Annotated in this window: 16 protein-coding genes; 9 read left to right on the top strand and 7 right to left on the bottom strand. The window is 47.1% G+C overall.

The window, feature by feature from the left end:
* Nucleotides 1–3: 3 nt before the first annotated feature.
* Nucleotides 4–1,191 (bottom strand): DNA polymerase Y family protein, encoded by a 1,188-nt coding sequence (locus tag ACZ45G_RS27140; RefSeq protein WP_464173712.1) that lies wholly within the window; start codon nt 1,189–1,191, stop codon nt 4–6.
* Between the two features lie 6 nt (nt 1,192–1,197).
* Nucleotides 1,198–1,842 (bottom strand): transcriptional repressor LexA, encoded by a 645-nt coding sequence (gene lexA, locus ACZ45G_RS27135; protein WP_464173711.1) that lies wholly within the window; start codon nt 1,840–1,842, stop codon nt 1,198–1,200.
* A 314-nt stretch (nt 1,843–2,156) separates the two neighbouring features.
* Between lexA and ACZ45G_RS27130 the strand changes: the two genes are divergently transcribed.
* The 5 genes from ACZ45G_RS27130 (at nt 2,157) to ACZ45G_RS27110 (ending at nt 7,029) form a co-directional block, all read left to right on the top strand.
* Complete coding sequence (locus ACZ45G_RS27130; protein WP_464173710.1) at nt 2,157–2,924, top strand: ABC transporter ATP-binding protein; 768 nt, start codon at nt 2,157–2,159, stop codon at nt 2,922–2,924.
* Between the two features lie 18 nt (nt 2,925–2,942).
* A complete protein-coding gene (locus tag ACZ45G_RS27125) occupies nt 2,943–4,079 on the top strand; it encodes a branched-chain amino acid ABC transporter substrate-binding protein (protein ID WP_464173709.1) in 1,137 nt (378 codons plus the stop codon).
* Between the two features lie 100 nt (nt 4,080–4,179).
* Nucleotides 4,180–5,091, top strand: a complete 912-nt coding sequence (locus ACZ45G_RS27120; protein ID WP_464173708.1) for a branched-chain amino acid ABC transporter permease — start codon at nt 4,180–4,182, stop codon at nt 5,089–5,091.
* Nucleotides 5,075–6,301, top strand: a complete 1,227-nt coding sequence (gene livM, locus ACZ45G_RS27115; protein ID WP_464173707.1) for a high-affinity branched-chain amino acid ABC transporter permease LivM — start codon at nt 5,075–5,077, stop codon at nt 6,299–6,301. The genes ACZ45G_RS27120 and livM overlap by 17 nt, the downstream gene beginning before the upstream one ends.
* 5 nt (nt 6,302–6,306) lie before the next feature.
* Nucleotides 6,307–7,029 (top strand): ABC transporter ATP-binding protein, encoded by a 723-nt coding sequence (locus ACZ45G_RS27110; RefSeq protein ID WP_464173706.1) that lies wholly within the window; start codon nt 6,307–6,309, stop codon nt 7,027–7,029.
* Nucleotides 7,030–7,122: 93 nt separating this feature from the next.
* Here ACZ45G_RS27110 and ACZ45G_RS27105 read toward each other — a convergent pair whose 3' ends face one another.
* Entirely contained in the window at nt 7,123–7,290 is a 168-nt protein-coding gene (locus ACZ45G_RS27105) for a hypothetical protein (protein ID WP_464173705.1), read from the bottom strand.
* A gap of 320 nt (nt 7,291–7,610) precedes the next feature.
* Here ACZ45G_RS27105 and ACZ45G_RS27100 point away from each other — a divergent pair, with 320 nt between their 5' ends.
* Complete coding sequence (locus ACZ45G_RS27100) at nt 7,611–8,075, top strand: flavodoxin family protein (protein ID WP_464173704.1); 465 nt, start codon at nt 7,611–7,613, stop codon at nt 8,073–8,075.
* 39 nt (nt 8,076–8,114) lie between these two features.
* Here ACZ45G_RS27100 and ACZ45G_RS27095 read toward each other — a convergent pair whose 3' ends face one another.
* Nucleotides 8,115–8,636, bottom strand: a complete 522-nt coding sequence (locus ACZ45G_RS27095) for a gamma carbonic anhydrase family protein (protein ID WP_464173703.1) — start codon at nt 8,634–8,636, stop codon at nt 8,115–8,117.
* Nucleotides 8,637–8,896: 260 nt separating this feature from the next.
* Between ACZ45G_RS27095 and ACZ45G_RS27090 the strand changes: the two genes are divergently transcribed.
* Genes ACZ45G_RS27090 through ACZ45G_RS27080 form a run of 3 tightly spaced genes read left to right on the top strand, consistent with a single transcriptional unit; the run spans nt 8,897 to nt 12,335 of the window.
* Nucleotides 8,897–10,462 (top strand): PAS domain-containing sensor histidine kinase, encoded by a 1,566-nt coding sequence (locus ACZ45G_RS27090; protein ID WP_464173702.1) that lies wholly within the window; start codon nt 8,897–8,899, stop codon nt 10,460–10,462.
* Between the two features lie 2 nt (nt 10,463–10,464).
* A complete protein-coding gene (locus tag ACZ45G_RS27085) occupies nt 10,465–11,811 on the top strand; it encodes a sigma-54-dependent transcriptional regulator (RefSeq protein WP_464173701.1) in 1,347 nt (448 codons plus the stop codon).
* Nucleotides 11,808–12,335: an archaemetzincin family Zn-dependent metalloprotease gene (locus ACZ45G_RS27080; protein WP_464173700.1), complete on the top strand. Its 528-nt coding sequence runs from the start codon at nt 11,808–11,810 to the stop codon at nt 12,333–12,335. Before ACZ45G_RS27085 ends, ACZ45G_RS27080 begins: the two co-directional genes overlap by 4 nt.
* 17 nt (nt 12,336–12,352) lie before the next feature.
* Here ACZ45G_RS27080 and ACZ45G_RS27075 read toward each other — a convergent pair whose 3' ends face one another.
* The 3 genes from ACZ45G_RS27075 to ACZ45G_RS27065 form a co-directional block, all read right to left on the bottom strand.
* Nucleotides 12,353–13,267: a glycine cleavage system protein H gene (locus ACZ45G_RS27075; protein ID WP_464173699.1), complete on the bottom strand. Its 915-nt coding sequence runs from the start codon at nt 13,265–13,267 to the stop codon at nt 12,353–12,355.
* 289 nt (nt 13,268–13,556) lie between these two features.
* Nucleotides 13,557–13,988, bottom strand: a complete 432-nt coding sequence (locus tag ACZ45G_RS27070; protein ID WP_464173698.1) for an META domain-containing protein — start codon at nt 13,986–13,988, stop codon at nt 13,557–13,559.
* A 118-nt stretch (nt 13,989–14,106) separates the two neighbouring features.
* Nucleotides 14,107–14,850 (bottom strand): endonuclease/exonuclease/phosphatase family protein, encoded by a 744-nt coding sequence (locus tag ACZ45G_RS27065; protein WP_464173697.1) that lies wholly within the window; start codon nt 14,848–14,850, stop codon nt 14,107–14,109.
* Nucleotides 14,851–14,852 lie beyond the last annotated feature (2 nt).

Below are 14,852 nucleotides of genomic sequence, written 5' to 3'. Positions count from 1 at the left end.
CGGCTAACCGGTTTGGGCGGATGAATTTGCCAGGGTTTGCCCGGTGCAGACGGCGTATGTGCCGAATTTGCTTCGAATTTTGTCTACCACCCTGAAAATTTTTTCCTGTTGGTCTGCCTTGGGGGTTTCCGGAAACAAGGTGGCCTGGGTTTGGCGTCTGACCGATTTGCTGCTGGTCAGGCGGATATGGCGGATGCGGATTCTCCGGCGCCATGCCCTGAATAATAGGGGGGTGGCCTTGCTGAACATGACCATCTCATTGGCAGTCGGGGGGGAGAGTTTCCCCGTGATCCCCTGCTGACGCCCGTCGGAATAGGAGAGCGTCAGGCAGAGCTGGCTTGCGATCCTGTCTTGTCTGCGCAGGGTGCAGCACAGGGTCTCCACCAGAAGATAGAGCGCTTTTTTTAGTGGGTCGGCCTCATTGGTGTCGTCGGCAAATTCATGGTCTCCATGGAGGGGTACATCCTTTCCTGATGTTTGGGTGACCGGGGTTAGGTCTATGCCCCGGACAAGGCCATGGATGAGCTTGGCCCTGTGGTTAAAGGGGACAACAAGCTGTGCAAGGCTCAAGCTTCGTATCTGGGAGATATACGAGAGGTTGAAGGTTCTCAGTTGGAGGATCTCTGTTTTGGACAGGCCCGGGAGCAGGGTGATGGGAAGCGGTTCAAGAAAGGATTCTTCTTGCCCCGGTCCCACAATATATTCGCCCCTGGGTTTGACCATCCGGGTGGCCACCTTGGCCACCAGTTTATTGGTGGCCACTGACCAGATGGGATCCAGGCCCAATTTTTTTTTCATCTCTTGTTTAAGCTTTAAGGCCACATCCCTTGGCGGGCCGAAAAGCCTGTGGGTTCCGGTGACATCCAAGAAGAGATGGCCGTCCCAAAGGCCTGATTCAATGGCTGGGGTATAGGCAAGGCTTGTTTTGAAGATCTCTTGCATCACCTGTTCATATCGGTTGAACCGCGGGGGGATAATTTTAATTTTCCGGTTGATTCGTCTGACCCGGGCCAGGGGCATTCCTTTCCGGATGCCTTCCGAGTAGGCCTGGTCATTCATGTCGTAGACCACGGCCCTTGGGGACCCCGTGGGCGCTATGATAATGGGATACCCTTTAAGGGAGGGCATGAGATTAATCTCTACGGCCGCTGCAAAATCAGCAATGTTCAGGTGGATGATAGACCGTTCCATGGGGGATTATTCCTGCCCGGAATCCATGGATTGGGGGGTGCGAATGATGCCGATAACCTTTCCCTGGATCAGTATTTCATCAAATTGGTAAGTCTGGGGCGAAAAGTCGGGATTTTCCGGGCGAAGCTCGATATACCCGGGATGGAGGAAAAACCTTTTGACCGTGGCTTCTTCGTTGTGGATCAAGGCCACGACGATTTCCCTGTCATGGGCATATTGCCGGGGGCGGCAGATGGCGAGATCCTGGTCCAAAATGCCGGTATCCCGCATGGAATGGCCCTGGATTTTGAGGGCAAAAAGATCCTGGCCCGGGTATAGGGCGGCATCCACCAGGATGCTGCCCGCCCATTCCTGGTGGGCATAGATGGGCAGGCCGGCGGTGATGTTTCCGATGATGGGAACCTGTTTTTGACGAAAACTTATATCCATATCTTCTGCGGGGTCAAAAATATGAAGGGTCCGGCTGTACCGTCCCTGACGGCGAATATAGCGTTTGTCTTCAAGGGTTTTCAATGTCTGGGCCACGGCAGCATGGCTGATATCAAGGTCTGCGGCCGCTGTCCTGAGGCTGGGTGCCATACCGTTTGCTGTGAGCGCCTGTTTCAGGTAATCAAAAAGTTTTTGTTGTTTTTCTGTAAGCGTTGGTCTCATTATTGCTTTGCTTGTCTCCTGTGTGTTTTTGTCAGTATGACAAACCCTGGCACCAATGTCAATGTAAATGTAAAGTCAATGTAAAGGTAAACTTTGAACAAATGGGGAAAATAGTTTTAATATGGTTAAACCATTACAATTTTATATCCTCTTGTTTATACTGGTTTTTTGCTATTTTATTGTGCAAGAGAGGCATTTTAGGTATTGACAATAAAAATTTTATGGGCTACGTAAAGCTACAAATAGGCTATAGAGGCGCTTCTTAAGCGGTTTATCAGGTTTTAAAATTTTATTTTAATGGATTGATGTTTCCTATGGCACAACTAGAACTAAAAAATATCAGCGTAAGGTTTGGCGGGCTCCTGGCATTATCCGATTTGAGTTTTACCATCGGCAATGGACGGATCGTGGGGTTGATCGGGCCAAACGGGGCGGGGAAAACCACCGTTTTTAACGTTCTCACCGGTGTTTACCATGCCTCTGGGGGAGATGTCGTCTTTAACGGGGAAAGCATCCTTGGCAACAGACCCTATACGATTTTTGAAAAAGGGATTGCCAGAACCTTCCAGAATATCCGCCTTTTTTCCGCCATGACCGCCATTGAAAATGCCATGGTTGCCAGGCATTGCAGAACTCGCAAAGGAATTGTCGGTTCTATTTTAAGAACTCCTTCCCAGAAGCGGGAAGAAGCCTGGATACGGGAAAAAGCCCTGGAAGCCCTGACATTTATGGGGGTGGGAAAATATGCCGATGACGTGGCATCCAGCCTTCCCTATGGGTTGCAGCGGCGGCTTGAAATTGCCAGGGCCATTGCGTCTGAACCCGCAGTATTGCTGCTGGACGAACCCGCCGCCGGCATGAATCCCAGCGAATCCTCAGAATTGATGAAGGACATTTCACGCATCAAAGACCTGGGCATTGACGTGCTCCTGGTGGAGCATGACATGAAAGTTGTCATGGGCGTGTGTGATCATATTGTTTGTGTTGACCATGGTGTCAAGATTGCCGAAGGAAATTCCCAGGAAATTCAGAATAATCCAAAGGTGATTGAGGCCTATCTTGGTCAGCCCGCTAACCAATAATTTTTTTAGGAGGAAAAGATGAAAAAACGCATTATTTCAATTTTGGCAATGGGATTGATTTTGGTTCCGTTTCTATTTTGCACCGTTTCTGCAAAAACTTTGAAAATCGGCTCCATGAGTCCCTTGACTGGCCCCTACGCTTCGGATGGAACCGACATTAAAAATGGTGTCCTGACAGCCATTGAAGTTTTTGAAGCAGCCGGTGGAATCCCGGGTTACGACAAAATTGAACTTTTCCCCCAAGACACTGCCTGTGACCCGAGACAGGCCGTTGCATCCGCCAATAAACTTCTCAACATTGGGGTTGCCGGTGTTGTGGGCGCCTATTGTTCATCTTCCACCATCCCGGGTTCGGACGTATTGGCCGAAGAAGATATCATCATGATCACGCCTGCTTCCACCAACGAACAAGTAACCGACCGCGGACTTCCCTACATGTTCAGAATGTGCGGACGAGATGATGACCAGGCCCCTGCAGCAGCCAAATTCATGAAAGAATCCTTGGGCGCGAAAACCATTTTTATTGTGGATGACAAAACCACCTATTCTCAAGGGCTGGCCGACGGCGTTAAAAAAGCAGCCGGTGAAATGGGCATGGAAGTTGTTATGCATGAGCATGTTAACCAGGGAGACAAGGACTTTTCAGCGATTTTGACCATGGCCAAAAGGGCCAATGCAGATGTCTTCTTCATGTCTCTCCAGGGGTTTTCTCCTGCTGCCATGATGACAATCCAGGCAAAACGCCTGGGCATGACATCCCAGATTGTTACCAATGATGCCATGTTCCAGCCCCGGTTCATGGATGTTGCCAAGCAAGCAGCCGAAGGGGTTTATATGACCTATGGGTTTACAGATCAAACCATCCCTGAATACAAAGCCTTTGAGCAAATATATGTTCCCAAATATGGAAAGGTTGCTGCCTATGCGACCTATGCCTATGATTCAGCCACTGCGCTTTTAAAAGCCATTAAGGCTGCCGGCACCACAGATCCCAAGGCTGTTAAAGCCGAACTAATGAAACTTGATTTTCAGGGCGTTGCAAAGCATGTTAAATTTGCAGCCAATGGTGATTCAGGATCTTCCTATATTGCCTATAAAATTGTTGATGGCAAGTTTGTTCCCTATTGGGAACCGGTCAATGGTCTGATTAAATAACTGTGTAGCTGATTTGGTTAAAAAGTGATGCGGCCTTGGCCGTTGCCTTGGCCGTATCTTTTTGTCCACCTACGAAGCAAGGGTAAGAAAATTAAATACAATGGAATATTTTATTCAGCAGTTGATTAACGGTATAACTTTGGGCGGGATGTATGCATTGATCGCCCTGGGGTATACCATGGTATACGGTGTGATTCAGCTTATTAACTTTGCCCATGGCGAGTTTTTTGCCGCCGGCGGATATGTGGGTGCCATTGCCCTGGCTTATTTTGCCGGGATCGGTTACATGGATTCCCACCCGATAATCTGCCTGACAGCCTCTTTTATGATTGCCATGGCCTATTGTGCCTACCTTGCCATCGGCGTAGAAAAGATCGCCTATAAACCCTTGCGGAAAAACTCCAGGCTGGCGGCGCTTTTGTCTGCCCTTGGCATGTCCATCTTTCTTTCCAACGGGATGATGCTCACCCAGGGGGTTTACGACAAGGTGTATCCCAGTGAGCTATTCCAGGGAAGATTCGATTTCGGCATGATCACCATCTCCTATCTCCAGATTTTGATCGTCTCCCTGACCGCCCTTCTGTTGGTGGGTCTCAACCTGTTGGTGTTCAAAACCAAAATCGGAATGGCCATGCGGGCCACGGCCCAGGACAAGACCATGTCGTCTCTGGTGGCCATCAGCAGCAACAGAATTATTTCACTGACCTTCGCTATTGGTGCAGGGCTTGCTGCCGCCGCCGGTATTATGTATGGCCTTTATTACGGGTCGGTCAAATATGACATGGGATTTGTGCCGGGCATCAAGGCATTTGCCGCGGCCGTACTGGGGGGGATCGGGAATATTACCGGTGCCATGATCGGCGGTTTGATTATCGGGATGGTCGAAATCTTCGGTGCAGGCTATATCTCAGGCGAGTACAAGGATGTGTTCGCATTTATCATACTGATTGCGGTGCTTTATTTTAAACCAACTGGAATTATGGGTGAGAATATCGATGATACACGAGTTTAAGAAAGTTTGGAAACAATATACCATCGGCATGTTGTGGCTTCTGGGCCTACTCTGGCCGCTCTTGGGGATCCATGCAGATGGTACCCTGACCTTCCAGAAAACCGTGACGGTGTGGACCTATCTATTGGCAGGATCTTTGGTTTGTCTCATGATCTATGTGATGAAAGCCAGCGGTTCTTTAAAATTTATTTCAAACCCCATGTCCCGGGTTGCAGACGGCGCAAAGTCTGCAACAGCTGCCTTTCCCACCTGGGTCTGGATCGCTTTGATCCTGGGAGTTGCAGTTGTGTATCCCCAGTTTGCAGGCCGTTACGGCACAGATGTGGCCATTAATGTCATGCTCTATATCTGTCTGGGTCTGGGCCTCAACTGCGTGGTGGGCCTGGCTGGTATGCTGGATCTTGGGTATATTGCATTCTACGGGGTGGGCGCCTATACCTATGCCCTGTTAAATGTTACCTATGGATTGGCCTTCTGGGTCTGCCTGCCATTTGCAGCCCTGTTTGCCTGTCTTGCCGGTTGTGTCGTCGGGTATCCCACCCTGCGCATGCGCGGCGATTATCTGGCCATTGTGACCCTGGGGTTTGGGGAGATCATCCGGATTATTCTCAACAACTGGATGACGCTTACCAACGGTCCCAACGGAATACTTGGCATCAATCCCATTGGGATCTATATCCCCATATTTGAAAACGGATTGACCTTTGAGCATATCTGGGTGAAAAAACTACAGCTGTTTTATTATTTTGCACTTGGGTTGGCCATATTTGCGGCCATTGCCGTGCGCCGACTGAATTATTCACGGGTGGGACGGGCCTGGGAATCCATCCGGGAGGATGAGACTGCGGCTGAACTCATGGGCGTAAATACCTTTATTTACAAACTATTGGCCTATGCCATGGGGGCGTCTTTTGCAGGGCTTGCCGGTGCATTCTTTGCCGCCCGGATGAAATTTGTATCCCCGGAAAGTTTCACCTTTCTTGAATCTGCCATGGTGTTGTGCATGGTGGTTCTGGGCGGGATGGGATCTATCCCCGGGATAATTCTGGGGGTTATCGCCCTGGTTGCCCTGCCCGAGGTTTTTCGCGAGTTTCAGTCCTATCGTATGCTGGTCTTTGGTGCCACCATGGTTATCATGATGCTGTTCAGGCCGTCCGGTCTCATACCAGCCAAGCGGGTCGGAACCAGATCCGAAGAAAAGGAGGGATAGGAAGCATGAGCGATCAACCCATTCTTGAATTAAAAAATGTTCATTCCGGATACGGTTCCATCAAGGCCTTGAAAGGAATCTCCCTGCATGTCATGCCCGGAGAAATCGTGGCCATTATCGGGGCAAACGGTGCCGGTAAATCCACCACCCTGATGACCATCTGCGGGATTGTTCCCGTGGAGCGAGGAGAGGTTTACTATGAGGGGAAACTGATCAACAAGGTGTCCCCTGAAAAACTGCCCACCATGGGACTGTGCCAGGTTCCCGAGGGCCGGCGAATTTTTCCCAGGCTTTCCGTGGAAGAAAATTTGATCCTGGGGGCGTTTCACCGGGATGACAAAGATCAGATTGCCAAGGATATTCAGCATTCCTATGATTTGTTCCCCATCCTGGGAGAGCGGCGTAAACAGCACGGGGGAACCCTTTCCGGAGGTGAACAGCAGATGCTGGCCATTGCAAGGGCCTTGATGACCAAACCCAAGGTGCTGCTTTTAGACGAGCCGTCCCTGGGCCTTGCCCCTATTATTATCCAGCAGATTTTTGAGATTATTGCCGATATCAATAAAGAGGACGGCACCACCATTCTTTTAGTGGAGCAGAATGCCAACCTGGCCCTTCAGGCTGCCAGCCGGGGATATGTGGTTGAAACCGGGGAGATTACCCTGGAAGACAAGGCCAGTTCCCTTCTTCAAAACCCCAAAATTCGGGAAGCCTATTTGGGAGAATAAAAACTCAGTCCCTGGCAGACATGAACATTGCCAAAAGGATCGATATGAACCCGACCGGGATCTTTTAAATTTTCCATCAGACATGTTGTTAATTCACGCCATGGCCTGGTGGGCAGATCCTTTACCAGGGTTTCCACGGCACGTCCCCGAAGCTTTGGACCTCCCGTATAAATCGGTTCGTTCAGGGCCGCAGAACAAAAAACAATGGTCACAGGCAAAAGGACAGGTATAGGTTAACAACACATGCAGACTTGTAATCATATCAGTCTCCTTGGGATTATTAGGCACGGGTATTGACCAACTCCTTCTTATTGGATATCCATTATACATTCGCTTATTATTAAATGAAACCTTTTTGGTTCTGGCTTGTCCAGGTTAGGAGATATCCCTCATACCAACTGCGTCACCCTTGGCTTGAGTTTATGTGCCTGGTATTCTCGGGTAGGGGATTCCCATAAATCATAGGGAGAATGGAATGTTTCTTTACAGGCGGTATGAATATTGATATTGGCTCTTAAATAAATTTAGTGCAGGATTGAACGGAATCGGATTCATATTTCAAGTTGTTTATGGGGGAGCGGATGAAAAAAATATTGATCGCCTTTTACTCAAGAACGGGTACAACCCGCAAAATTGCAAGCCTGTTAAAACAGAATCTAAATTGCGACATGGAAGAAATTGTTGATATGAAAAGCCGGAAGGGATTTTGGGGGAATCTGGGCGGAGGCATTGACTCCCTGTTCGGAAGAAAAACCATGATAAAAAGCCTGGAATACTCCCCAGGAGAATATGATCTTGTCATCCTGGGATCACCTGTGTGGTTTGGTAATCCACCCCCCGCCCTGGGGACCTATGTTCGGAACAACAAGGACAGCTTTCCTCAATTGGCCTGCTTTTGTACGTTTGCAGGCAAGGGGGATGTGAAAACCAGCAAAAAAATCATGGCGTTTTCAGGAAAAAAAATGAAAAGTTTATCTGTAAAAAATTCTGATACAGATTCTGAGATTCTGTCAAAACTCAAATACTTTATAAAATTACTCCACTGACGCGTTCCCTTTAGGATTGTGCCCATTGAAAAGGCTGACTTACAGCCGTTTCAATTTTTCAGGATATTCCTTTGCAAGATCAATATAGAGCTGTTTTCCATATGTCCAGAAATCCTTGTGCTTTTGCTGGACATCTCCAATGATTTTGAAGGGAACACCGCCGGTGATTTTTTCATCAGGAATAATGGTTTTCTGGGGAACTACACACCCCTCCGCGATAATTGACCATGCCCCTATAACGACATCAAAACCAATAACCGAACCGATTCCGATGACTGCATGGGATTTTATCAATTTGCCATGAATAATAGCCCCGTGCCCTACGGTAATTCTGTCTTCCAGTTCAAGAATCCCATTGGGTCTGATATGGAGAATGGCATTCTCTTCTATGGCGCTCCCCGTGCCGATGATGATTTTGCCATAATCCCCCCTGACAATGGCGCCATGACCGATATAACAATTGTCACCAATGGTTACATCTCCAATGACCCTTGCAGAATCACTGATATATGAGTCTCGTCCAATTTGAGGTATTCTTTGACCATACTGATATACCGCCATCTTGTGTGTCCTTGTTTTTTTATCCGGTTTCAGGGTGTCATTACATCGTTGATATGGATTATATCCAGATAGAAATCTTATCAATAGAGTTTACATAATACAACCTTAAGATGATTGATATCAAAATATGGGTATTTAACATTTTTTAAAAAAAAGTTGTTTGAATGAATTTTAAATTATACACTAGGATGTAATTCAAAAGGATTCCTAAACAACTCAGGAGCGTTTATGGATATCCTAAATTTACTGGAGGTTTTCAGATGGAGACGATAAACAATACTCCCGGGAATCAAGCAGAGACCTTTTCACTTAATATCGCCATTGTGGGCGGCGGTCGGACCTGCCGGTTTTTTCTTGAGCTGATCAATAATGATCCTTTTCCTTTTTTCGATATCAAAATACTGGGGGTGTGCGATAAGAATGCCACAGCAGAAGGGATCCTGCTTGCCAAAAAAATGGGGATTTATACCACCGATGATTTCCATGATTTGTTGAATATCGCCCATCTTGACAGTGTTCTGGAGCTTACGGGCAGCCGGAATGTACTCCTTGAAATCATCCGTTTGAAACCCAAAGGCGTCGGTGTCCTTGAGTACAATATCAGCAGAATACTGCGCAACCTGCTGGATACAAACCAGCGGTTGAAATCAACCGAAAAAAAACTTGTTGCCGAAAGAACCTTTTCCAACTTATTGATCCAGCAGAGTACGGCTGCCATTGTTATCATCAATACGGACTTTATTATTCTTGATGTCAATGATGCCTATCTCAATGCAGTAAAAAAAACAAAGGACAAGGTTATCGGCTCCCATTGCTATGAAATTTCCCACGGGATAAATGCCCCCTGTTCAAGCGCTTTTCCCGGAGTGAAATGCCCCATGCTGGAAACCTTAAGGACCGGCAAAAATGCCCATGTGATTCATGACCATCCGGGGCCGGATGGTCATCGGATGTATTGCAACCTTACCACCTATCCAATTAAGAATGACGATGGCGATGTTATACAGGTTGTCGAGTTCTGGCGGGATATTACAGCAGAGTTTTCAGACCGGTGGAATAAGCGGGTTAAAGAATTCAAATCCGATATCCAGAAAATGGTCCAGGAAGACCGGATGATTTCCCTGGGCAAACTCGCAGCCAGTTGCGCCCATGAAATTAACAACCCCATCCAGGGGGTTTTGATTTTTTGTGATTATATGCTGGATATTTTAACTGCCGGGCCCCCGGGGGAGGATCAGTTAAAAAAATTCAAAAACCACCTCGCACTCATGTCAACTGAACTTGAACGCTGTGGCAATATCGTTTCCGGTATGCTTTTCTTTGCCAGGGAATCTGGTCTGGAACATAAGCATATCGATTTAAATGCAGTCTTAAATGCGGTTCTCTCCCTTACCCGGCATAAGCTGAAACTTGGGAATATTAAACTTACAACAGACCTGTACCCTGCCCCGTTAATGGTTGAAGGGGATATTAACCAGCTTCAGCAATGTTTTTTGAACCTGATTTTCAATGCCAATGAATCCATGCCGGACGGCGGTGACCTGGTTGTTAGATCCTGGATGGATACGGCTTTAAACAATGCCTGTGTTGAAATCCGGGACACCGGGTACGGCATCCCGGAAAAATTAAGGGATAACCTGTTCGATCCTTTTTTTACCACAAAGGATGTCGGCCAGGGTACAGGGCTTGGACTGTCCATTGTGCATGGCGTGGTCAAGAACCATAAGGGGACAATAAAAATTGACAGCCGGGAAGGAGAAGGCGCTGCATTCACCCTGACTTTTCCTGTGATATCTTCGGTTGACCCTGATCCTGACGGAGGATAAGCATGGATAATAAAATTAGAATCATGATCGTGGATGACGAACTGATTGTTCGGGAATCTCTTTTGAACTGGTTTGAAAAATACGGTCATGAAATGGATACGGCCGCTTCCGGCTTAGAAGCGTTGAAGAAACTTGAACAAAAGTCTTTTCATATTTTGTTTGTGGATATTAAAATGCCGGGGATGGATGGCCTTGAACTGCTTGAGCAAGTAAAAGAGGACTACCCGGATATCATGGTTGTGATTATTACCGCCTACGGTTCCATTGAAAGCGCAGTAAAAGCCATGCGCATCGGTGCCAGCGACTATTTGCTGAAGCCGTTCAAGCCGAGCCAACTATCACTGGTGATGGAAAGGATCATCCGCCAGCATAAAATCACATCGGATTACTCTTATTTGAAAGGGCATCTGGAACAGATCACCCGTTTTGATAATATCATCGGTCAGTCAGCACCCATGGAAAAATTGTATTCATTAATCCCGGAAGTGGCCCAGAGTGATTCCTCCATTTTGATCACCGGGGAAACCGGTACGGGGAAAGAATTGGTGGCAAAAGCCATCCATGCCAAAAGCCTACGGGCAGAGCTCCCCTTTATTGCCATCAACTGCGGCGCATTGCCGGATACGCTAATGGAAAGTGAATTGTTCGGACATAAAAAAGGGGCATTTACCGGGGCAGACCATTCCAGAAAAGGCTTTCTGGAAATAGTTTCCGGCGGCACCCTGTTTTTGGATGAAATCGGTGATATCAGTGCAAAAATGCAAGTAGATCTGCTCCGGGTGCTTGAGGACAAAAAGATATTTCGCGTTGGCAGCAAAACACCGGTTGATGTTGATTTTCGCCTGATTTCGGCTACCCGGCAAAACCTTGAGAATCGCATCGTGGACGGGGTGTTCAGGGAAGATTTCTATTACCGCATAAATGTGATAAAAATCCATTTGCCAACCTTGCGGGAGCGCAAAGATGATATCGAGCTTCTGGTGGGCCATTTCATGGAAAAATACAGCCATGAAACCACGAAACATGTGGATAGGATTAAACCTGCAGCCATTACGCTGTTGAAGTCCTACGACTGGCCGGGAAATGTCAGGGAACTGGAAAATGCCATTGAACGCGCCGTTGTGTTGAGTAAATCCAGGACCCTTGATGCCGGGGATTTTTCATTTTTACAGCCGGCACGGGCTGCTGCACCCAAGGGACAGACATTAAAGGCAGTACAAAAAGAATATATACTTCGGACACTTGATGAACAGGACTGGCAAATTACCCGATCGGCAGAGGTCCTTGGCATAAACCGCGTGACCCTCCATAAAATCATTAAACGGGATAATTTAAAAAAATCAACATGAAAAAACAGATCGGTCTGGTGCCGCTGGGAGAGGTCCCGGCGATGGTGCTAAAGGTTATCGCAGCCAATATTGTAGCCTATTACAAATGGCCGGCCATAGTTCTGCCCATGGCGCCCGTTCCCAGGTCCGCCTTTGATGACAGGCGGCTCAAGTATGATGCCGGTATCATCATCAACACCCTCGATGAATGGGATTTTAGCGATTATTCTAAAATTGTCGGGGTGATGTCCCAGGATATTTTTATTCCTATTTTCAATCATGTTTACGGTCAAGCCATCCAGGGCGGTAATCTCGCCCTGGTTTCGCTGTTCCGGCTGAATCGGAACGTCGACGGATCATTACCACCACCGTCCCTTTGTTACGAGAGGGCAGCTAAGGTCGCACTCCATGAACTGGGGCACCTGTTCAATCTTTTCCACTGTGATGAAAGCAAATGCGTCATGCACTTTTCCGGGGCCATTGACGATTTGGACACTATTCCCTTTTATCTTTGCCGGGACTGCGAAAGACGCCTGACAGCTTGAACAGATGCCCATTATTGCTATTGGGTTCCCAAAAACTCTTTTACAAGGGTTTCCCATTGGATTTCAGGAAAATTGCGATATATATCATCTATTGGTTCACCGCCCGTGGCAGCCAGATTCTTGTATTCAGGACCGATCAGGCGCAATAGCCTCTGGCTTTCGCGGTCTGTCCATTCAAGGCTTTCTTTTCCGAAAAAAAGCTCCTTGTGGTTTCGCTTGGGCATATTTGGCTCAAGGACATACAGCCAGCCTTCATGGTAAGGATCTTCATGGACGATTTCCGGGTGCTCCACGGCTTTGCTGTTGATTGCCAGTACACTCCCTGTGATAGGTGAAATAGCTGTGGCCTTCTTATCTGCGCGGGAAAATGTCAACCCGGCATGATCTTTTTTCAAGGTAGTGCCGATGGGGGGCATTAAAATTTCTGAAGGAGCCCCAAAGAGCTTGACGATGAAATCGTCAAACCCAATTGTCACCCGTCCGCCGTGCTCGAACCGTGCCCAGGTATGTCCCTTGTGATAGTAATAGCCGTCGGCCAGGCAGTACCCGGATGCCAATGAAATATCAGTTTTTTTGTGGAGCCCCCTCAAGTCTTGTTCATCCAGCATCTGGTCATAGGCGCAGTGATAACATTCATAGTTCATAATACAGGTTTTTTCTATGACGCGACCGGTCAGCACGTGACGGCAGGGACGAGGATACCATTTGTAAACGGTTTTTAATATTTTTGCCAACTCTGAACCGTCTCCCTGGTGATCCAGATGGCGGTTTGCCTTCATTTTTTTTTGCATGGCCTTATCAAAGGGACAGGTTCGGCAGTCATACACATTGTCGCATAATTTGAAATTAACAATCCCCGCTTTCATCCAGATACACTGGTTTTCAACAACTTGAAATCCTTTGACGATATTTTTCTGTTTTTGGACTCTCATTTTACGCCTCCTTTGTATTTTATGGATAAATACCATTAATTGATATTGCAAACCCGGTACCACAGACAAAAAATGGGATTTTTAAAAGTTATACTACTGAAATTAAAGGATTATATTAGGTTCAGATATGAAAAGGTTTCAATCGGCCATGGGGGGGGGTGACAGGCCCGTGTAATTTTTTGCTACACGATTGTCCGAATTTTTGAAGATAAAAGTTCAAATTGACTATGATTAGGCTGTTTTGGCGGATGTTGCTAAAAGCTACAGACCTGTGATGATTTTTTACACTTTAGTCTGCTGCCACGAATTCTCCTATTTCCAGGCCGTTTCCATCCATGATCAAAAGGGTGTAGCCATTTATCGTATACCGTTTTGCTGTCTGGAGCATTGCCAAAAAAGTCATTTCGTTTTCCATCCAATTTTTACAGGCCATCCGGGTTGATCCCACAGGGCCAAAACTCAGCCTGTCTTCAACCGTGTTAAAATTTGCAAAAAATGAGTTACATCCATTGTTTCCAGTTGCTTTCATCTCTTTCTTTGAAAATTGAATACAGGGTGTTTTTGCCGCCTTGACAATATCGATGGTTTTTTGGTTGATCTCCACAAGGTTCCATGTGGTATCAAAAAGAGACAACTGAGCCATAACCTCCTGGGGTTCACGGCTGGCCGTGCATGAAATAATGGAGACAACCAAGACCAGAAGAAAAAAAAACTTGTTCAAAATAGACTCCTTTATACCCTTGTTGAGATTTAAAGTGAATCGGATTGATCAATATCATAGAGGGATAGATGAAAATTGCAAGGGAAAAAGGGTAGACAAGGAAATGGAAAGAGATTTCCTATTGACCGGACCGGGAAATCCTGGCGATAAGCGGATTGTGATCTGAAAATGATTTGCAGTCAAGGGCCTGGATGTCAATCAATGTAAGCGCCCTTGTGTATATCCGGTCCAATTGGAACCCAAACCACTCTTTAACATGTTTGGAATGCCGGGGCTGGGCAAGGTCAAGATTCAGCCGATTGGTAAACGCATCTAATATGGTTTTTCGGCTTTGCCGCCAACAATTAAAATCTCCGGCCAGGATCATGGGACCTTCGTGGCCGTTGATCAGGTCGTAGAGCCGGGAGAACTCCCATTGGTACCAGGCAAGGGATCTGAAATTAATGGCATGGATATTAACCACCATTAACATCTCTTTGTCTTGAAATTGATAAATGGTGATCAATGTGTTTTTCCGGGTGGAGATAAAGGCTTCCCTTGCCCGGGTCATTTGGAACTGACTGGAAAACGGATCTGCACTGGCAGCGGTTACCACGCCGGAAAAATTTCTTGGCAACCGGATATTGGCGGCCCCGACAAAAGAGAATCCTGCAATGGAAAGAAGGGAGGGGGAGAATCTGGCTTCCTGGAGAAGTATCAGGTCCAGGCTATAGCGTTTTTTCCATTCCTGGATCAGGGCAGGAAACTTTTTTTTCAGGTTTTCCTTGTGGATGTTCCAGCACAAAAGACCGAAGTCATCGGGAATAACGGTTTTTTCAAAAATAACCGGGGACTGTATGAGGGGGGTGGCAGGGGTTAACATGA

This window comes from Desulfoconvexum algidum, assembly GCF_055382125.1.
This window is presented reverse-complemented; position numbering and strand designations above follow the sequence as displayed.